The following is a 19,470-nucleotide window of genomic DNA, read 5'->3' as shown; positions in this document are numbered from 1 at the left end:
TCGCAACGCGGATTTCGGCAATCGTCGCGCGACCCCTCATCCGTCTCGGCTCCACCGAGCCACCTTCTCCCGCAAGGGGAGAAGGGAAGCGGCGGCAGCGCTTTCGCAAACTGAAGATCGCAGCCGGAGCTCTGACTGTCTCAGCAATCGCCGCAACAACGGCCCTTGCCCTTTACGCCCGCGCCCTGCCCCCGCTCGACCTCGCGGCCGCGGCCGATCGCTCGACCGTGGTGCTCGACCGCGAGGGCAAGCTGCTGCGCCCCTTCATCACCGCCGACGGACGCTGGAAGCTCCCCGTCACCTCCGAGGACGTCGATCCGCGCTATCTCGCCATGCTCAAGGCCTTCGAGGACAAGCGCTTCGACGAGCACCACGGCATCGACCCGCTCGGCATGCTGCGCGCCGCCGGCCAGATGCTGCTCAACGGCCGCGTCGTTTCCGGCGGCTCGACGCTGACCATGCAGGTCGCACGCCTGCTCGAACCGCGCGAGGAGCGCACGCTTTCAGCCAAGCTCAGGCAGGCCGTGCGCGCCGTCGAGCTGGAACGGCGCTTCGACAAGGCCCGCATTCTCGACCTCTACCTCACGCTCGCCCCCTTCGGAGGCAATCTCGAAGGCGTGCGTGCCGCGAGCTTCGCCTATTTCGGCAAGGAGCCGAAGCGGCTCTCGACCGCCGAGGCCGCCCTGCTCGTCGCCCTCCCGCAATCGCCCGAGACGCGTCGGCCGGACCGTTTCGTCGAAACTGCCCGCAAGGCGCGTGAGCGCGTGCTCGAACGGGTCGAGCAGGCCGGTCTCGCCACATCAGACGAGGTCGCCGCCGCCCGCAGCGAGCCGATCCCGACCGCGCGCCGCCCCTTTCCGAATCTCAGCCCCCATATCGCCGAGCAGGCGGTGGCGGAGGCGCCTACTGAGCGCGTCCAGAAGCTCTCGCTCGATGCACGCTTGCAGGCCGCGCTCGAAGGCCTCGCCCGTGAGCGCAGCCTCGGACTCGCGCCGCAAGTCTCGATCGCGATCCTCGCCGTCGATAACGAGACCGGTGAGATCCGCGCCTCGGTCGGCGGCGTCGACTATTTCGCAGCAGAGCGGGCAGGCTCCCTCGACCTGACGCGGGCGCTGCGCTCGCCCGGCTCGGCGCTCAAACCCTTCATCTACGCGCTCGCCTTCGACAACGGCATCGCTCATCCCGAGACGATGCTGGAGGACAGGCCGGCCCGCTACGGCATCTATATCCCCGAGAATTTCGACATGACCTTCCAGGGCATGGTCAGCGCCCGCAAGGCGCTCCAGCTCTCGCTCAATGTGCCCGCCGTCGAACTGCTCTCGGCGCTCGGCCCGCAGCGCTTCCTCTCGCGATTGCGCGATGCCGGCGTCGCCATCGCCATGCCCAGGGACAGCGGCGCGCCTGGCCTCGCCGTCGGGCTGGGCGGCCTCGGCATCACCTTGCAGGACCTGACCCGCGCCTATGTCGGCCTTGCGCGCGGCGGCGAGATGCTGCCGCTGCGCTTCCGCCAGCAGGCGGCACAGAGCGGTCCGGCGCCGCGCCTCGTCGACCCCGTCGCGGCCTGGTATGTCGCCGATACGCTGCTCGGTGCGCCGCCGCCGCTCAATGCCGTGCCAGGCCGCATCGCCTACAAGACCGGCACCTCCTATGGCTATCGCGACGCCTGGGCCGTCGGCTTCGACCGCAGGCACACGATCGGCGTCTGGGTCGGCCGCGCCGATAATGGCGCCGTACCTGGACTGGTGGGGCGCACGGTCGCGGCCCCGATCCTGTTCGACGCCTTCGCCCGGCTCGGCATCGATCCGCGCCCCTTCCCGCAGCCGGCAGATGCGATCATCGCCAGTACAGGCCATCTGCCGCCGCCGCTCCGCCACCTCCGGCAGGATGTGCCCAAGACCGTGACGGCGATGACCACGCCGACGCTGAAGCTCGCCTTCCCGCCGGACGGCGCCCGCATCGATCTTTCCGCAGCCGCGCTCGACGGCAATGGCCGGCTCAATCTCAAGGTGGCCGGCGGCTCGCCGCCCTATACCTGGCTGGTCGACGGCACGCCGGTGACCGAGCCGCAGCGCCGCCGCGAGACGCAATGGCAGCCGCCGGGCAAGGGCTTCATGCGGATCTCGGTGATCGACGCGACCGGGGCGAGCGAGAGCGTCTCGGTCAGGCTGCAGTAGCGCTACCGCGCGTCATCCCGCACGCGCTGCGGCACGTCAGTGCTGCTGCGCAGATGCGGGACCGTCTGCAGCAAAAGGCGCCCTACCGTCACGCGGTCCCGTGCGCGCAGCAGCGTTGCACGCTGCGGCGCGCACGGGATGACAGCGGGTGTCGTTTACTCCGCTGGAGCCGGATGCGCGCCCTGAGCGCCGTGCCCTTCCTCATGCGGCGCATGGCGCGAACCATGGACCGTGCGGGCGAGATAGCTATAGGCGACCGGCACCACATAGAGCGTCAGCAAGGTGCCGAAGGTCATGCCGCCGACGATGACCCAGCCGATCTGCGAGCGGCTTTCCGCGCCGGCACCGGTCGCGATGGCGAGCGGAACGGCGCCGAGCACCATCGCGCCCGTGGTCATCAGGATCGGCCGCAGGCGCAGCTCCGCCGCCTCGACGAGGGCATCGAGCATGTCCTTGCCCTCCTCGCGCAGCTGGTTGGTGAACTCCAGGATCAGGATGCCGTGCTTGGTGATCAGGCCGACCAGCGTGATCAGGCCGATCTGGCTGTACACGTTCATCGTCCCGCCCGTGTAGTAGAGCGCCGCCAGCGCGCCGGTCAGCGAAAGCGGCACCGAGACCATGATCACGACCGGGTCGACGAAGCTCTCGAACTGCGCCGCCAGTACCAGGTAGATGAAGCCCAGCGCCAGCAGGAAGACGATGAAGATGCTCGCGCCCGACTGCTTGAACTCGCGGCTCTGGCCGGAATAGTCGACCTGCACCGAGGACGGCAGCACGCGGGCCGCACTATCTTCCAGCACCTTGAGCGCGTCGCCGAGCGAATAGCCGGGCGCCGGGATCGCGGTGATCGTCGCCGAGCGCAGCTGGTTGAAGCGGGTCAGCTCCTTGGGCGCCACGTTCTCGTCGATCTTGACCAGGCTGGAGAGCTGCACCACGGCGCCGCCGCGGCCCATCAGGTAGATCGACTGCAGCGCCTGCGGGGTATTGCGTTCCGAACCCTCGACCTGCAGCACGACGTCGTACTGCTTGCTGTTCATGTTGAAGCGCGTCACCTGCCGGCCGCCGAGCAGCGTCTCCATCGTGCGCCCGATGATATCGACGCCGACGCCGAGATCGGCCGCCCGCTGCCGGTCGATCGAGACCTTGATCTGCGGCTTGTCGAGGATGAGGTTGGTCTCGACATTGGTCAGGACCGGCGAGTTCGCGACCTCGGCCATCAGCTGGTCGACATAGGCCTTGATCTGCGTATAGGACTCCGAGGAGCGCAGCACGAACTCGACCGGCTTGCTGTTCGCCTGGCCCTGCCCGAGCGAGGCCGGGTTGGTCGCGAACAGGCGGATGCCGGGGATCTGCGACAGGCCCCTGTTGATCTCGGCGACAAGATCCTGCTGCTTGCGCTGGCGCTCTTCCCAGGGCTTGAGGCGGGCGAAGCCGATGGCGCGCGTCACGTCGGGGAAGCCGGCGATGACGAGATAGGTATCGACCTCGGGAATCTTGCTGAAATACTGCTCGACCTGGCGCGCATAGTCGGCCGTGAAGGAGATCGTGGCGCCCTCGGGCGCGACTCCGACCGCGTTGATCGTGCCGCGATCCTCGACCGGCGCCAGCTCCGCGCGCAGATGCGTGAAGAAGTAATAGCCGCTGCCGGCGACGCCCAGCGCCAGCAGCACGACCAGCGGGCGGATCGAAAGCGCTCCGCGCAGCGAGGCCTTGTAGCCGCGCGACAGTCCGTTGAAGCCGCGTTCCAGCACATTGTAGAGCCAGTTGTGCTTCTCGTGATGGCGCAACAGCTTGGCGCACATCATCGGCGTCAGCGTCAGCGCGACGAAGCCCGAGACCAGCACCGCGCCGGCAAGCGTCAGCGCGAACTCGATGAAGAGCTTGCCCGTGCGGCCGGTCGAGAAGGCCATCGGCGCATAGACCGCGACCAGCGTCAGCGTCATCGCCACGACCGCGAAGGCGATCTCGTTGATGCCGCGGATCGCCGCCGGGGTCGGCTGCATGCCGTCCTCGATATGACGGTGCACGTTCTCCAGTACGACGATGGCGTCGTCGACGACGAGGCCGATGGCGAGCACCATCGACAACAACGTCAGCGTGTTCACGGTGAAGCCGAACGCATACATCAGCGCAAACGAGCCGATCAGCGAGACCGGGATCGTGACCAGTGGGATCAGCGTCGCGCGCACCGAGCGCAGGAAGATGAAGATGATCAGCACGACCAGCACGATCGCCTCGATGATCGTCTGGTAGACCGCCTTGATCGAGCGATCGATGAAGACCGAGGTATCGTAGGACTTGGCGATCGCCATGCCCTGCGGCAGGTCCTCGATGATGCCGGGCAGCGCCTCCTCGATGCCGGCCGAGACGTCGAGCGGATTGGCCGTCGCCTGCTTGACGATGCCGATCGTCACCGAAGGCGTGCCCTTGAACCAGGCGGCGTTGCGTTCCTCGCGGGCGCCGAGCTCGACCTTGGCGATGTCCTTCAGCTTGACCGGGAAGCCATTGGCGTCCTTGACCACGATCTCGCGGAACTCCGCCGGGGTCGTCATGCTGGTCTGCGAGAGCACCGTGAATTCGCGATCGTTGCTCTCGATCCGGCCCGACGGGATCTCGACATTCTGCGCCCGGACGGCCGCCTCGATCTGCTGGACCGAGATGTCGTAAGCCGACATGCGGGCGCGATCGAGCCAGATGCGCATCGCATATTGGCGCTGGCCGAGAATGCGGACCTCCGCCACGCCGGTCACGTTCTGGACGCGGTCGGAGATGAAGCGATCGGCGAAGTCGGTGAGTTCGAGCGGCCCGTCCTTCGTGCTGGTCAGCGAGAGATAGAGGATCGGCTGCGCGTCGGCCTCCACCTTGGCGATGACCGGCTCGTCGATCTCGTCCGGCAGGCGGCTGCGCACGCGGCTGACGCGGTCGCGCACGTCGGAAGCCGCGACGTCGGGATCGACATCCGGGCGGAAGCGCACCTGGATGAAGCTGCGCTCCTGGCGGCTGGCCGAGGAGATGATCTCGATGCCCTCGATGCCGGCGATCGAGTTCTCCAGGATCTGGGTGACCTGCGTCTCGATGATCTCGGCCGAGGCGCCGCGATAATCGGTGCGGACCGAGACGATCGGCTCGTCGATGTTCGGATACTCGCGGACCGTCAGGCGGCCATAGGAGACGATACCGATCAGGATCACGAGGAGGCTCAGCACCGTCGAGAGGACGGGCCGACGGACGAAGAGTTCGAAGAGGCTCATGGCGCGATCCTAGAGCTGGCTCGTCTGGACGACCTTGTCCTTGATCGCGATGATCGCGCCGTCGCGCAGCCGCATCTGGCCGGCGGTGATGATCTGCATGTCGGGCGTCAGCCCGCGGACGATCTCGACCTTGCCCGGCAGGCGCTTGCCAAGCTCGACGGCGACCTTCTTCGCCTTGCCCTTGTCGACGACGTAGATGATCTTGCCGACCGCATCCGGCACCACGGCCATCTCCGGCACGACGATCGCCTTCTCGCGATAGTCCACGGTGATGGCCAGCCGGGCGAAGAGGCCGGGCTTCAGCGCGAGATCGGCATTGGGGATGTTGGCGCGCAGGCGGATCGCCCGGCCGTTGACGTCGACCACCGGGTCGATCGCGTAGATCTGGCCCTGGAATTTCCGGTCCGGAACCGCATCGACCTTCATCTGCACGGGCTGCCCGACCTTGAGGCGGCTCAGGAATATCTCGGGCACGCGGAAATCGATCTTGATCGGGTCGATGCTGGTCAGCGTGATCAATTGCTTGCCGACGGAGACATAGTCGCCGACGCCGACCGAGCGCAGGCCGACGACGCCGGTGAACGGCGCCACGATGGTCGACTGGGCGAGCTTGGCCTTGGCGAGCTGGACGCGAGCCTCGCTGGAGGCGAGCTTCGCCGCGGACTCGTCGAGCGCGACCTGCGTGCCCGAGCCGCGCGAGACCAGCCCCCTGAGCCGATCATTGGTATCGCGGGCAAGGCCGAGATCGGCCATCGCCTGCTTCAGCTCGGCATCGAGGATCGCCGTATCGAGCTTGACCAGCTCCTGCCCGGCCTTGACGCGCTCGCCTTCCTTGAAGCCGAGGAAGATGACGCGGCCAGCGATTTCCGGCGCGATGACAACGGATTCATCGGCGGCCAGCGTGCCGAGCGCCTCGACCTCCTCGCTCACGGTCGCCAGTTCGATGGACGCGACCTCGACAGGCACGCCGCGCGGCCCCGAGACCGCGCTCGCCTGCGCCTGCTGGGTGCCAGTGCGCTGGTTGCGGTAGGCATAATAGCCGCCGCCCGCGATGGCGGCGACGAGAACAAGAAGAACGAACCGCTTCATCAGGCTGGAGGCTCCGTTGCCGCCCATTGGTCTTAAATGGAACGAAAGGCGTTGCTAAGATGCCGGCGCGCCACAGCGGCACAAAAACAGCGGTTCTTGTGCCGATGCCGTATCGTTTCGGCCTCGCAGGCATCAATGCAAGATGCTTGCCGATAAGAGGCCCAACGTCACGGGCATCTCCGCCGCACACAGACATCCACGATCATCCTGCCGCTAAGCCGTGGATCGTCCAAGCGCATTCTGGAGACCTCACGAAACGTTGACCGGCTCTTGGAGGTGCAAATCGCCCGTTTCGGGGCCTTTCACATCCTGTCACGCCGCTGTCATCCGTGGCCGCTAGGGCTCGCGGCGATCGAGACGCCTGACCCTCCGGCCTGACCGGGTGGGGACGCGCTCATGCCCGCATCGTGCCCGAGAACCAGTCCATGCTCCGCATCGAAGGCCTGACCAAGCGCTTTGGCGACAGGAACGCGGTCGACGCCGTCACGCTGACGGTGCCGAAGGGGGAGATGGTCGGCGTGATCGGCCCTTCCGGCGCCGGCAAGTCGACGCTGCTGCGCATGCTGAACCGCCTGACCGAGCCGACCTCCGGCCGGATCGTCTGCGAGGAGCAGGACGTCACCGGGCTGAAGGGCGCCTCGCTGCGCCGCTGGCGCCGCGACACGGCGATGATCTTCCAGCAGTTCAACCTCGTCGGCCGCCTCGACGTGCTGACCAATGTCCTGCTCGGCCGCCTGAACCATCGCTCGGCGGCGCTGACGCTGGTCAAGAGCTTCGCCGAGGACGACAAGATTCGCGCCATCGCGGCCCTCGAGCGTCTCGATATGGGCCATCTCCTGGCGCAGCGCGCCGAGACCCTCTCCGGCGGCCAGCAGCAGCGCGTCGCCATTGCCCGCGCCCTTGTCCAGGAGCCGCGCATCATCCTCGCCGACGAGCCGATCGCCTCGCTCGACCCGCGCAACACACAGGTCGTCATGGACGCGCTGTTCCGCATCAATCGCGAGGACGGCATCACCGTGATGTGCAACCTGCACGACCTCGATATCGCCGCGAAATACTGTGACCGCCTGATCGGCATGTCCGCCGGCAAGGTCGTGTTCGACGACGTGCCGCAGGCGTTGACCCGCGAGATCGCGGCCGAACTCTACGGCATCGAGGCCAAGGATGCCGGCGCCGAGGCGCTGGATGCGCTCGACGCCATCGCCGCCTCCGAGGCGAAGCGCGCCCGCCAGAAGATCGCCTGATTTCCAGAGATCGCCGGACCGGCCTGATGGCCGTCGCCGCGAGAAGACCATCCCCGCCTACAACCAGGAGCACAAAGATGCTGACCCGTCGTCATACCCTCTCGCTCGCCGTCGCCGGCCTGGCGCTCGCCGCCGCTCCGGCCTTCGCGCAGGACTGGAAGGCCAAGTATCCCGAGCTCGTCTTCGCGATCATCCCCTCCGAGAACGCTTCCGGCGTCACCGAGCGCTACACCCCCTTCGTGCAGTATCTCGCCAAGGAACTCGGCACCAAGGTCACCCTGCGTATCGCCAACGACTACGCCGCGATCATCGAGGGCCAGCGCACCGGCAACATCCACATCGCCTCCTACGGCCCGTCCTCCTTCGCCCGCGCCCGCATGACCGGCGCCAAGGTCGATGCCTTCGCCATCGAGACCAATCTCGACGGCACCAAGGGCTATCACTCGGTCTTCTACGTGAAGAAGGACTCGCCCTATCAGAAGGTCGAGGACCTCAAGGGCAAGAATCTCGGCCTCGTCGACCCGAATTCGACCTCGGGCAACAACGTCCCGCGCTTCGCGCTGAACGGCATGAAGATCGAGCCGGAAACCTTCTTCTCGAAGGTCGTCTATACCGGCAGCCATGAGAACGCGATCATCGCGCTCCAGCAGGGCACGGTCGATGTCGCCGCCAACTGGTGGAACGACGAGCAGGAATCGAACCTGCAGCGCATGGCCCGCAAGAACATGGCCAAGGCCGACGACTTCCGGATCATCTACAAGTCCGAGCAGATCGTGAACTCGCCGATGGCCTATCTCACCGACATGCCGGAGGAGCTGAAGGCCAAGATCCGCGACGCCGTCCTGAACCTCGCCACCAAGGACAAGGCCGCCTTCGACAAGATCTATGAAGGCAAGCAGGGCCCGCTCGTCGCCGTCGACAACAAGGCCTACGACCCGATCATCGAGCTGAACAAGTTCGTCGACGAGCTCCGCAAGAAGAAGTCGTCGTAAGCAACCTCCGTCATGCCCGGGCTCGACCCGGGCATCTCTCGCCAGAGATTCCAGGGCACTGCGCTTCGCTTCGTCCTGGGATGACACCCTTGTCCGGGATCGGCACCCGCCGATCCCGCGACCCCTCGGAAGCGCCTCTCAATGACCCTCGCGATCGACCGCAACGACCCGGCCATCCGGGCCCATGCCGAGGCCTATCGGCAAGCTTCAGCTGCCAAGCGCCGGCAGGCCCTGATCGGCATCGCCGTCTTCATCGCCTGCGTGCTGCTCTCGGCCCGCGGCGCCGAAGTCGATCTCGCCAAGTTCTTCGAGAACGTTCACCGCTTTCCGAAATATATCTTCGAGACGCTGCCGACGCTCAGGCTCGCCAGCCTCGGCGCCGACCTCTCCGAGTGGTACTGGGGCCTGAAGGGCTGGCTGAAGCTGCTCTGGCAGACCGTGCTCATTGCCTATGTCGGCACGATCCTTGGCGCCGCCGGCGCCTTCCTGTTCTGCTTCGCCGCCGCTGCCAATCTCGGCCGTGCCACCTGGCTGCGCTTCGCTGTGCGCCGCTATCTCGAATTCTGCCGCACCGTTCCCGAGATCGTCTTCGCGCTGATCTTCGTCATCGCCTTTGGCCTCGGCCCGCTGCCCGGCGTGCTCGCCATCGCGATCCACACCATGGGCGCGCTCGGCAAGCTCTTCTCGGAAGTCGTCGAGAACATCGACCTGAAGCCGGTCGACGGCGTCACCGCCGCCGGCGGCAGCTGGTGGCAGATCGTGCGCTTCGCGGTCGTGCCGCAGGTGCTCTCCAATTTCGCGAGCTACGCGCTGCTGCGCTTCGAGATCAATGTCCGCGGCGCCTCGATCATGGGCTTCGTCGGCGCCGGCGGCATCGGCCAGGACCTGATCGAGGCCATCCGCAAGTTCTACTTCACCGATGTCAGCGCCATCCTGCTGCTGATCATCGTCACGGTGATGCTGATCGACTACGCCACCGAGCGGCTGCGCCACGCCCTTCTCAGCCTGGAGCATGGCCGATGAGCCTCGCCCTCTCGACAGCCGAGCGCGCCGACATCCTGCGCCGCCACGACGCCGCGATCCGCGGCTCGCTCAAGACGAAGCTTGCGACCATCGGCACCATCGCCGCGCTCGCCGGCTTCTTCGTCTACGGGCTGACGACGCTCGAGACCTCGCTCTGGAAGATCTTGTCCGGCTTCGGCAATCTCGGCACCTTCGTCATGTTGATGCTGCCGCCCGATCCCGGCTCCTGGGCGCGCGCCGTCATCTTCGTGAAGGCGCTGTTCGAGACCATCGCCATCGCCTTCCTCGGCACAGTTCTGGCGGCGATCCTCGCCCTGCCGCTCGGCTTCATCGCGGCGCGCAACGTTGTCGCCAACCGCATCGTACACTTCTTCGCCCGTCGCTCGCTCGACACGGTTCGCGGCGTCGACGCCCTGATCTGGGCGCTGATCTGGGTGAATGTCGTCGGCCTCGGCCCCTTCGCCGGCATGCTCGCGATCATGACCAGCGATCTCGGCGCCTTCGGCAAGCTCTATTCGGAAGCGATCGAGGCCGCCGACCGCAAGCCGGTCGAAGGCGTATCCTCCGTCGGCGGCGGCAAGGCGCATGAGATCCGCTTCGGCCTGCTGCCGCAGGTGCTGCCGGTGATCGCGAGCCAGGTGCTCTACTATATCGAATCCAACACCCGCTCCTCAACGATCATCGGCATCGTCGGCGCCGGCGGCATCGGCCTCTATCTCGCCGAGACGATCCGCACGCTGGAATGGCAGCAGGTCTCCTTCCTGATCCTGCTGGTCCTTGCCGCGGTCTCGGCCATCGACTTCCTTTCGGGCAAGCTGCGCTTCGCGATCATCGGCCGCCGGGCGAGCTGAAAGCGACACCAGCCGTCATTCTCGGGCGCAGCGAAGCGAAGACCCGAGAAGCTCGTGCAGGATAAGGCGCCTTTCCGTCCTGAGATGCTCGGGTCAAGCCCGAGCATGACGGTGCCCTTCAATCCCCGAACGGCTCGATCACCATCTCCATACGCTCGGCGGCGAACACGCTGCTGACGAGATGCACTGGCGTCAGGTCCGGCAGCGCATCGACCGCCGTCGAGATCATCACGGCAGCCTCAGGCGCGATCTCCAACAGCTCGGCCTCGCGCTCATCGGCGAGCCGCGCCGTCAAGCGCGTCGACAGGCGCACGTAATCCGCGATGCCATAGATCTTGAAGGCCGCCGTGATCGAGCCGGCCGCCTCGCGATAGGCCTTGTCGAAATCCGGGAAACGCTCGACCGCAAGCCAATGCGTGCCGGTGCCCATCGGCACGCCATCCGCCAGGCTCACGCCCTGCACCTGCCAGAGCGGCGTCCCGGTCTTCAGCTTGAGCGCCGTGCAGGCGGCTGCCTCACCCACGACCACTTCGGCCGAGAGCATGCGGCTCGTGCCGGTGATGCCGAGCTTGCCCATATTGGTGCGCATGCTGACGCGCCGGCCGATCGGATAGGGCAGACGCGGCGCCGTCACTTGCGTGCCGCGTCCGCGTGAGACCGTCACCAGCCCCTGCTCGGCGAGATGGCGGAAGGCCTGCCGCACCGTATGGCGATGCACGCCATAGCGCTCGGCCAACGCGACCGAGGCCGGCAGTGTGTCGCCGAGCTTGTACTCGCCGCGCCCGATCGCATCCGCCAGTTCATCGGCGATGCGCCGCCAGGCCGTGCCCCCGTCGCGCTCCGCCAGTGCCGTATCCGTCATCAAAATGTCGCCCAAAAAGTATAGACCTTTGCCATCAACTCCCCTAGCATAGTCTAGACATTCGGAACTGACCAGCGAGCCCGCGCCGATGACCCCAAGAACCCCGAGGCAAAGCTGGATGGCGACGCTGGCGCGCGCCTCCCGCAGCGAGATCGAAACCCTGCTCGGCGATCCGCCGGCTCATGACCTGTTGAAGGCGCCGGAGACTGGCACCGTGATGGTCGAGGGCCGCGCCGGCGGCGCCGGCCGCCGCTTCAATCTCGGCGAAGCCACCGTGACGCGCTGCGTCGTGCGCCTGTCCAACGGGCGGATGGGCTTCTCCTATGCGCTCGGCCGCGACGGCCGGAAGGCGCGGCTCGCCGCCCTGCTCGACGCTCGCCTTCAGGAGGAGGCCGAGGGCAGCGGCCTGCATCAGGGTATCGCCACCCTCGCCGCGCAGCAGGCTTCGGCCCGCGAGCTCGCCTCGCGCAAGGCGGCGGCGACCAAGGTCGACTTCTTCACGCTCGTCAGGGGTTCGTGATGCCGGCTGAAACCATGATCGCCCCCGGCTTTTCCGATCCGGTCTTCCAGTCGCAGGCTGCCTTCCGCGCCCTGCTCGCCGCGCTCTCCGAGCCCGGCAAATTGCAGCGTGTCGCCAGCGAAATCGCACCGCCGGAAGGTCTCGCGATCGCGACGGCCACCGCCTTGCTGACGCTGGCAGATTACGAAACGCCGGTCTGGCTGCCGGAAGCCCTGCGCAACGGCCCTGCCGGCGCCTGGCTGCGTTTCCATTGCGCTGCCGCCCTCGTCGACGATCCCACTGAGGCCGCCTTCGCGGTCATCGACGGCACAGCGGGCGAGCCTAACCTCTCGGCCTTCAATCTCGGCACGGACCAGTTCCCGGACCGTTCCACCACCGTGATCGTGCAGGTTTCAGGCCTCGAAGGCGGCCCTGCCCTAACGCTCTCCGGCCCCGGCATTTCCGGCTCGCGCAACATCGCCCCGCAGGGCCTGCGCCCCGGTTTCACCGAGGAACTGCGTGAGAACAATGCGCTCTACCCGCTCGGCGTCGATGTCGTTCTCGCTTGCGGCGACAGCATGATCGGCCTGCCGCGCTCGACGCAAATTCAGGAGGCCCGCTGATGTACGTTGCCGTCAAAGGCGGCGAGGCCGCCATCCTCGCCACGCATGATCTCGTCGCCGAGGCGCGCCGCGGCGACCCCGCCGTGCCGGAGATCAGCGTCGCCCAAATCCGCGAACAGCAGGCTTTGGCTTGCGCCCGCGTGATGAACGAGGGCTCGCTCTACGATCAGGACCTCGCCGCGCTCGCGCTGAAGCAGTCGCAGGGCGACGTCATCGAGGCCGCCTTCCTGATGCGCGCCTATCGCACCACGCTGCCGCGTTTCGGTTCCTCCGAACCGCTCGACACCGCCGCGATGGCGATCCGCCGCCGCGTCTCCGCGACCTACAAGGATCTGCCCGGCGGGCAGGTACTCGGCCCGACCTATGACTACACGCATCGGCTCTTCGATTTCGCTCTGATGGACTCTCCGGCCATCTCAGGACAAGAAGGCGAGCCCTCTTCGGCAGGAGATGCTCGGGTCAAGCCCGAGCATGACGGCCTGAAAGCCCCGCTCGACGCCCGCATGCCGCGCGTGCCCGATATCCTCGGCGCCGAAGGCCTGATGGAAGCGGAGGAACCGCCGGAAGGAGATCCGCGCCCCTTCGACCTGACCCGCGATCCCGTCTCCTTCCCGGCCGATCGCGATGTCCGCCTGCAATCGATGGCGCGTGGCGACGAGGGCTTCTTGCTCGGCCTCGGCTATTCCGTACAGCGCGGTTTCGGCGGCACGCACCCCTTCGTCGGCGAGGTCCGCGTCGGCGAGGTCTCGGTCGAATTCGTACCGGAGGAACTCGGCTTCGCCGTCGATCTCGGCGACGTCACCCTGACCGAATGCCAGATGGTCAACCAGTTCCAGGGCTCGAAAGAGGTGCCACCGCAGTTCACCCGCGGCTACGGCCTCGTCTTCGGCCATAGCGAGCGCAAGGCGATGTCGATGTCGCTGGTCGACCGGGCGCTGAAGGCGCGCGATTTCGGCGAGGCCACCAACTATCCCGCCCAGCAGGACGAATTCGTCCTCTACCACGCCGACAATGTCGAGGCGGCCGGCTTCGTCGAGCATCTCAAGCTGCCGCATTATGTCGATTTCCAGGGCGAGCTCGAACTGATCCGCCGCATCCGCAGGGAGCGCGAGGAGCGGCTGGCGCAAGAGCAGAACGCCCAAGGGGCTGATACGATGCCGGAGGCTGCGGAATGACCATCCATCAAATGCCGGCGGACGATACCAAGCCGGCTTACAACTATGCCTATCTCGACGAGCAGACCAAGCGGATGATCCGCCGCGCCTTGCTCAAGGCCGTCGCGGTGCCCGGTTATCAGGTGCCGTTCGGCTCGCGCGAAATGCCCTTGGCGCGTGGCTGGGGCACCGGCGGTATCCAGATCACCGCCGCGATCATCGGCCCGGCCGATACGCTGAAAGTGATCGACCAGGGCGCCGACGATACCACCAATGCCGTCTCGATCCGCAAATTCTTCGAGCGCACGGCCTATGCCCGCACCTGCGAGGCGACGGATGAGGCGACGATCATCCAGACCCGCCACCGCATTCCGGAGGCGCCGCTGCAAAGCGGGCAGATCATGGTCTATCAGGTGCCGACGCCCGAACCCCTGCGCCGTCTGGAGCCGCGCGAGGCCGAGACCCGCAAGATGCATGCCTGGGCCGAGTATGGGCTGATGCAGGTCAAGCTCTACGAGGACATCGCCCGCTATGGCGAGATCACCAAGACCTACGACTACCCGGTCATGGTCAACGATCGCTACGTGATGGCGCCCTCGCCCATCCCGAAATTCGACAATCCGAAGATGCACATGTCGCCCGCGCTCCAGCTCTTCGGCGCTGGACGCGAAAAGCGCATTTATGCGCTGCCGCCCTATACCAGCGTGCGCAGCCTAGATTTCGAGGATCACCCCTTCCGCATCCAGAGCTGGACGCAGCCCTGCGGCCTCTGCGGCGCGGACGACAGCTATCTCGACGAGGTCGTGATCGACGACCGGGGCGGGCGCATGTTCGTCTGCTCCGACAGCCATTATTGCGAGACCCGCCGGGCGGAAGGCCATCGCGGCACGATGCTGGGCGATGCCGCCGCGAGCGGCCTGGTCGAGGAGACCACCCCATGACGCTCCATGTCGCAGCGGCCGAGCTCGCGCTCGAACCCGCTCCCCTGCTCTCCGTCGAGGGCGTCAGCCGCTTCTATGGCGAGCGCATCGGCTGCGCCGATGTCTCCTTCGACCTTTGGCCGGGCGAAGTGCTCGGCATCGTCGGCGAATCCGGCTCCGGCAAGTCGACCTTGCTGCGCTGCCTTGCGGGCATCGACAAGCCCGACGAGGGCGAGGTGCTGTTCCGGGGCGGCACGGAGCCGCTCGACATCTACTCGGTCTCCGAGCAGGAGCGCCGCCGCCTGATGCGCACCGCCTGGGGCATCGTCCACCAGAACCCGCGCGACGGCCTGCGTATGGACGTCACCGCCGGCGGCAATGTCGGTGAGCGCCTGATGGATCGCGGCGACCGGCATTACGGCCAGATCCGCGAGCGCGCGCTCGATTGGCTGAGCAGGGTCGAGATCGCGGGCGCCCGCATCGACGACCGGCCCCGCCAGTTCTCCGGCGGCATGCAGCAGCGCCTCCAGATCGCCCGCGTGCTGGTCTCGGAACCCCGCCTCGTCTTCATGGACGAGCCGACCGGCGGCCTCGACGTCTCCGTGCAGGCCCGCCTGCTCGACCTCTTGCGCGTGCTGGTCCGCGATCTCGGCCTCGCCGCGATCATCGTCACCCACGACCTCGCCGTCGCCCGGCTCCTGACGGACCGCTTGATGGTGATGAAGGACGGCCGCGTCGTCGAGCAAGGCCTGACCGACCAGGTGCTCGACGATCCGCATCACGCCTATACGCAACTCCTGACCTCGGCGGTGCTGAGTGTGTGACCTACCCCCTTGTCATTCCGGGGCTTCGCGCAGCGAAGAACCCGGAACCCACGACCGGGTGAGGCCTTTGCCCATGGCGATCACGCTCGCTCGCCCAGTCGTGGGTTCCGGGTTCGCGCCTGCGGCACGCCCCGGAATGACAACGGAGAATGCGTCACACCCTCGTCACCTCGCCGGCACAAGGCACTGACCCCATGACCACGATGATTCAGGTCGAGAACGTCGCCAAGACCTTCACCCTGCACAACCAGGGCGGAGCGCGTCTGCCCGTCTTCGACAACGTCAATTTCCATGTCGATTCCGGCGAGGCGCTGGTGCTTGCCGGAGCCTCCGGCGCCGGCAAGTCGAGCTTGCTGCGCATCCTCTACGGCAATTACAGACCGACGGCCGGCGCGATCCGCATCACCCATGCCGGCCGGCCCGTCGATATCGTCGCAGCCGTGCCCCGTACCGTGCTCGACATCCGCCGCCGCACGCTCGGCTTCGTCTCGCAGTTCCTGCGCGTGATCCCGCGTGTCTCGACCCTCGACATCGTGCGCGACCCGTTGCTGGCCCGGGGTGCAACGCCGGAAACCGCGACCGAGCGCGCCAAGGCCATGCTGGCCCGGCTCAACTTGCCTGAGCGGCTCTGGAACCTCGCGCCCGCCACCTTCTCCGGCGGCGAGCAGCAGCGCGTCAACATCGCCCGCTCCTTCGTCGATCCCTCGGCGATCATGCTGATCGACGAGCCGACCGCTTCGCTCGACGCCGCCAACCGCGACGTCGTCGTCGAACTCATCGCCGAGGCGCGCGCCGCCGGCTCTGCCATCGTCGGAATTTTCCATGACGAGGCGGTTCGCGAACGCGTCGCGACGCGCTATCTCGACATCACCGCTTTCCGGAAGGCCTGACGATGCAGACCGTTCTCACCAATGCCAGGTTGATCCTCGAGAACGAGGTCGTCACCGGCACGATCGCCTTCGACGCGAATGGCATCGCTGCGGTCGACCAGGGCAAATCCTCGCTGCCTGGCGCGATCGATGTCGGCGGCGACTATGTCGCGCCCGGCCTGGTCGAGATGCACACCGACAACATGGAAAAGCATTTCATGCCGCGCCCGAAGGTCTTCTGGCCGAACGGACTGGCAGCGGCGCTCGTCCATGACGCGCAGATGGCCGCGGCCGGCGTCACCACCGTCTATGACGCGGTCTGCGCCGGCACGCCCTTCTCGGCCAAGGATTATCGCAAGGACATCTTCGCCGACGTGATGAAGTCGCTCGCCTATGGCCAGAGCGAGAACGTCTTCCGCATCGACCACCGCATCCACATGCGCTGCGAGCTGACGAGCCCGCAGCTGTTGGAGGACATCGCGCCCTATCAGGACGACGCGCTCGTCCAGCTCGTCTCGCTGATGGACCACACGCCCGGCCAGCGCCAGTGGCGCGATCTCCAGCATCTCAAGACCTATGCCGTCGGCAACGGCAAGACGGTGGCGGAGTTCGAGGAGGACGTCGAGGTCCGCCAGCGCGAAGGCGCCGCCAATGTGGCGAAGAACTGGCAGGCCGTGGTCGACATCTTCCGCGCGCGCGGCATCCCGCTCGCGACCCATGACGACACGATTCCCGAACATGTCGAGGAAGGCGTCGCCTCCGGCGCCGTGATCTCGGAATTTCCGACCACGGTCGAGGCCGCCGCCGCCGCCAAGCAGCACGGCCTCGCGACGGTCGCCGGTGCGCCGAACGTCGTGCGCGGCGGCTCGCATTCGGGCGGCGTCTCGGTCTCCGAGCTCGCCGAGAAGGGCCTGCTCGACGGGCTCTCCTCCGACTACGTGCCGGCGAGCCTGCTCCAGGCCGTGGTCAAGCTCAATGCCGACCATGGCATCGCGTTGCCGGAGGCGATGGGCATGGTCACCTGGAAGGTCGCCGACATCCTCGGCCTCGGCGACCGCGGCCATCTCAAGACGGGGCTACGCGCCGATCTCGTGCGCTTCAAGGTGCTGGGTGCGACACCCGTCATCGCCGCCGTCTGGTCGCAGGGCGAGCGCGCATTTTGAGCAAGCCGCGCTACGCCGTCTATTACGCCCCCGCTGCCGAGAGCGCGCTCTGGCGCTTCGGCAGCGCGACGCTCGGCTATGACGCGCTCACGGCTGAGGATTTGCCTTTCGCGGTTCCGCCGGGATGCGATCCGGCCCTTTGGCCTGCCTTCACCGAGGAGCCGCGCCGCTACGGCTTCCACGCCACGCTGAAGGCGCCCTTCGAGCTCGCCGACGGCCGCAGCGAGGAGCAGTTGCGCGCCTTCGCCCGCAATCATGCCGCCGGGCTCGACGCCGTGGAACTGGCGGGCTTGAGCGTCACGGCTCTCGGCTCCTTCGTGGCGTTGACCCCCTCCGAGCCGAGCGAGGCTCTGCAGCGCTTCGCCTTCGCGGCCGTGCAGGCTTTCGAACTCTTCCGCGCGCCGCTCTCGGACGCGGATAAGGCACGGCGCCTCAAGAGCCCGCTGACCCCGGCGCAGCACGCCTATCTCGAAGCCTATGGCTACCCCTATGTCGGCGACGCCTTCCGCTTCCACATGACGCTGACCGGTTCCCTGCCCGGCGAGCAGATGGGCCCCGTGAAGCAGGCACTCGACACGGCCTATACGGCGGCGCTTCCAGCCGGCCCGGTCAGGATCGACCGCTTCGCGCTGTTCAGGCAGGACGACCGCGCCGGCCGCTTCCGCCTGCTCGATTCCTATTCCTTCGGTTAGGAACCATGCCTGCCGAGCGCGCGCAGGACGGCCAGAAGCTCGCCGGCTGCCTCGGCAACACTGCGATCATTCAGGATCGTGACGATCTCGGCGCGCTCGGCCCTCAGGGGTGCCTCGCGCGCCAGTCGCGCGGCGATATCGACCTCGCTCTCGCGCCCGCGCGCTGCCAGCCGCTGCGCCAGGACCGCGACCGGCGCCGTGATGTTGAGCACCACGACACGCTCCGCCAGTCGCTCGGCCACAGCGATCGCAGCACGCGAGACATTGACGATCACCACGCCGCCCGCACCGATGCCGGCAAGCTCAGCCGCCGGGATGCCATAGCGCAGCCCATGCGCCTGCCAGCTCAGCGCCAACCCGCCATTCGCTTCGATCGCGCGAAAGCCCGCCTCGTCGCAGGAATCATGGTCCTCGGCCCCCGCCATGGCCGGCCGGGTGATCAGGCGGCGGGCGAAGCGATAGCGCGGAGCGGTCGCGAGCTCGGCCCGCGCCGCGTCCATCAGCGTGTCCTTCCCCGCTCCGGAGGGACCGACCACGAGAACGAGCACGCCCGTCTGCACGGCAGGGATCGCGATATCAGGAGAGGATGAGGACATGGCCGCGAAGAAACTGGGACTCGAACCGCTGATCGACCCGACCGCCCAGGTGAGGCAGGCGACGCTCGGCCGCTACACCGCGATCGGGGCGCGCACCAACTTCGCCGAGTCGACGATGGGTGACTACTCCTATGTCGTGAACGACGCGAATGTCATTTACACGACAATCGGCAAGTTCTGCTCGATCGCTGCGATGACCCGGATCAATCCCGGCAACCACCCGATGCATCGCGCCAGCCAGTCGCATTTCACCTATCGCGCCGCCGCCTATTTCGACGATGCCGATGATGACGAGGCTTTCTTCGACTGGCGCCGCGCTCATGCGGTGACGATCGGCCACGATGTCTGGATCGGCCATGGCGCGATCGTCCTCGCCGGCCGCTCGATCGGCACCGGTGCGGTGGTCGCGGGCGGCGCCGTCGTCACCAAGGATGTCGCGCCCTACACCATCGTCGCCGGCAATCCCGCCAGGCCAGTACGCCGCCGATTCGCCGAGAATATCGCGGAAAGATTGCAGGACCTCGCCTGGTGGGACTGGGACCATGCCCGGCTGCGGGCCGCCCTGGACGATTTCCGGCACCTCTCCGTGGAGGATTTCCTGGAGCGGCATGAAGCCAGCTAGAATCCGGCTTATTTCACTATAA

At 67.0% G+C, this 19,470-nt stretch carries 18 protein-coding genes; 14 read left to right on the top strand and 4 right to left on the bottom strand.

What is annotated here, in order from left to right; genetic code table 11:
* Positions 1–227 precede the first annotated feature (227 nt).
* Positions 228–2,174 carry a penicillin-binding protein 1C gene (pbpC, locus tag AC07NY_RS02530; protein ID WP_494581573.1) on the top strand — a complete coding sequence of 649 codons (1,947 nt, stop codon included), beginning with the start codon at positions 228–230 and terminating at the stop codon, positions 2,172–2,174.
* Between the two features lie 155 nt (positions 2,175–2,329).
* Here pbpC and AC07NY_RS02525 read toward each other — a convergent pair whose 3' ends face one another.
* Positions 2,330–5,425 (bottom strand): efflux RND transporter permease subunit, encoded by a 3,096-nt coding sequence (locus AC07NY_RS02525; RefSeq protein WP_492285550.1) that lies wholly within the window; start codon positions 5,423–5,425, stop codon positions 2,330–2,332.
* Positions 5,426–5,434: 9 nt separating this feature from the next.
* Complete coding sequence (locus AC07NY_RS02520) at positions 5,435–6,514, bottom strand: efflux RND transporter periplasmic adaptor subunit (protein ID WP_492285551.1); 1,080 nt, start codon at positions 6,512–6,514, stop codon at positions 5,435–5,437.
* Between the two features lie 425 nt (positions 6,515–6,939).
* On the opposite strand from AC07NY_RS02520, the gene phnC reads away from it, so the two are divergent.
* From phnC to phnE (AC07NY_RS02500), 4 genes are all read left to right on the top strand, one after another.
* Positions 6,940–7,758 carry a phosphonate ABC transporter ATP-binding protein gene (gene phnC / locus AC07NY_RS02515; protein ID WP_492285552.1) on the top strand — a complete coding sequence of 273 codons (819 nt, stop codon included), beginning with the start codon at positions 6,940–6,942 and terminating at the stop codon, positions 7,756–7,758.
* A 77-nt stretch (positions 7,759–7,835) separates the two neighbouring features.
* Positions 7,836–8,750 carry a phosphonate ABC transporter substrate-binding protein gene (gene phnD / locus AC07NY_RS02510; RefSeq protein WP_492285553.1) on the top strand — a complete coding sequence of 305 codons (915 nt, stop codon included), beginning with the start codon at positions 7,836–7,838 and terminating at the stop codon, positions 8,748–8,750.
* Between the two features lie 141 nt (positions 8,751–8,891).
* Positions 8,892–9,773: a phosphonate ABC transporter, permease protein PhnE gene (phnE, locus tag AC07NY_RS02505; RefSeq protein WP_494581570.1), complete on the top strand. Its 882-nt coding sequence runs from the start codon at positions 8,892–8,894 to the stop codon at positions 9,771–9,773.
* Positions 9,770–10,624 (top strand): phosphonate ABC transporter, permease protein PhnE, encoded by an 855-nt coding sequence (phnE, locus tag AC07NY_RS02500; RefSeq protein WP_494581568.1) that lies wholly within the window; start codon positions 9,770–9,772, stop codon positions 10,622–10,624. The genes phnE (AC07NY_RS02505) and phnE (AC07NY_RS02500) overlap by 4 nt, the downstream gene beginning before the upstream one ends.
* Before the next feature lie 118 nt (positions 10,625–10,742).
* Here phnE (AC07NY_RS02500) and phnF read toward each other — a convergent pair whose 3' ends face one another.
* Complete coding sequence (gene phnF, locus AC07NY_RS02495) at positions 10,743–11,486, bottom strand: phosphonate metabolism transcriptional regulator PhnF (RefSeq protein WP_494581566.1); 744 nt, start codon at positions 11,484–11,486, stop codon at positions 10,743–10,745.
* A gap of 88 nt (positions 11,487–11,574) precedes the next feature.
* On the opposite strand from phnF, the gene phnG reads away from it, so the two are divergent.
* The 8 genes from phnG (at position 11,575) to AC07NY_RS02455 (ending at position 18,230) form a co-directional block, all read left to right on the top strand.
* Positions 11,575–12,006: a phosphonate C-P lyase system protein PhnG gene (gene phnG / locus AC07NY_RS02490; RefSeq protein WP_494581565.1), complete on the top strand. Its 432-nt coding sequence runs from the start codon at positions 11,575–11,577 to the stop codon at positions 12,004–12,006.
* Positions 12,006–12,608, top strand: coding sequence for a phosphonate C-P lyase system protein PhnH (phnH, locus tag AC07NY_RS02485; RefSeq protein ID WP_494581563.1), 603 nt, complete (start codon positions 12,006–12,008; stop codon positions 12,606–12,608). Before phnG ends, phnH begins: the two co-directional genes overlap by 1 nt.
* Positions 12,608–13,783, top strand: coding sequence for a carbon-phosphorus lyase complex subunit (locus AC07NY_RS02480; RefSeq protein ID WP_494581561.1), 1,176 nt, complete (start codon positions 12,608–12,610; stop codon positions 13,781–13,783). The genes phnH and AC07NY_RS02480 overlap by 1 nt, the downstream gene beginning before the upstream one ends.
* Positions 13,780–14,703 carry an alpha-D-ribose 1-methylphosphonate 5-phosphate C-P-lyase PhnJ gene (locus AC07NY_RS02475; RefSeq protein WP_494581559.1) on the top strand — a complete coding sequence of 308 codons (924 nt, stop codon included), beginning with the start codon at positions 13,780–13,782 and terminating at the stop codon, positions 14,701–14,703. The genes AC07NY_RS02480 and AC07NY_RS02475 overlap by 4 nt, the downstream gene beginning before the upstream one ends.
* Positions 14,700–15,506: a phosphonate C-P lyase system protein PhnK gene (gene phnK, locus AC07NY_RS02470; RefSeq protein ID WP_494581557.1), complete on the top strand. Its 807-nt coding sequence runs from the start codon at positions 14,700–14,702 to the stop codon at positions 15,504–15,506. Before AC07NY_RS02475 ends, phnK begins: the two co-directional genes overlap by 4 nt.
* 194 nt (positions 15,507–15,700) lie before the next feature.
* A complete protein-coding gene (gene phnL / locus AC07NY_RS02465) occupies positions 15,701–16,396 on the top strand; it encodes a phosphonate C-P lyase system protein PhnL (protein ID WP_494581555.1) in 696 nt (231 codons plus the stop codon).
* A gap of 2 nt (positions 16,397–16,398) precedes the next feature.
* Positions 16,399–17,538, top strand: a complete 1,140-nt coding sequence (locus tag AC07NY_RS02460; RefSeq protein WP_494581554.1) for an alpha-D-ribose 1-methylphosphonate 5-triphosphate diphosphatase — start codon at positions 16,399–16,401, stop codon at positions 17,536–17,538.
* The gene (locus AC07NY_RS02455; protein WP_492285564.1) at positions 17,535–18,230 is read left to right on the top strand and encodes a DUF1045 domain-containing protein; all 696 of its coding nucleotides are present in this window, start codon (positions 17,535–17,537) and stop codon (positions 18,228–18,230) included. Before AC07NY_RS02460 ends, AC07NY_RS02455 begins: the two co-directional genes overlap by 4 nt.
* On the opposite strand, the gene phnN is transcribed toward AC07NY_RS02455, so the two are convergent.
* Positions 18,227–18,826: a phosphonate metabolism protein/1,5-bisphosphokinase (PRPP-forming) PhnN gene (gene phnN, locus AC07NY_RS02450; protein WP_494581552.1), complete on the bottom strand. Its 600-nt coding sequence runs from the start codon at positions 18,824–18,826 to the stop codon at positions 18,227–18,229. The genes AC07NY_RS02455 and phnN overlap by 4 nt on opposite strands.
* Between phnN and AC07NY_RS02445 the strand changes: the two genes are divergently transcribed.
* Positions 18,825–19,448, top strand: a complete 624-nt coding sequence (locus AC07NY_RS02445) for an LbetaH domain-containing protein (RefSeq protein WP_494581550.1) — start codon at positions 18,825–18,827, stop codon at positions 19,446–19,448. The two genes, phnN and AC07NY_RS02445, sit on opposite strands and share 2 nt — an antisense overlap.
* Positions 19,449–19,470: the final 22 nt, after the last annotated feature.

The organism is Allobosea sp. GW821-FHT09G06 (assembly GCF_059416005.1).
Note: the sequence above shows the minus strand (reverse complement) of the source record. Positions and strands in the feature narration are given on the sequence as shown.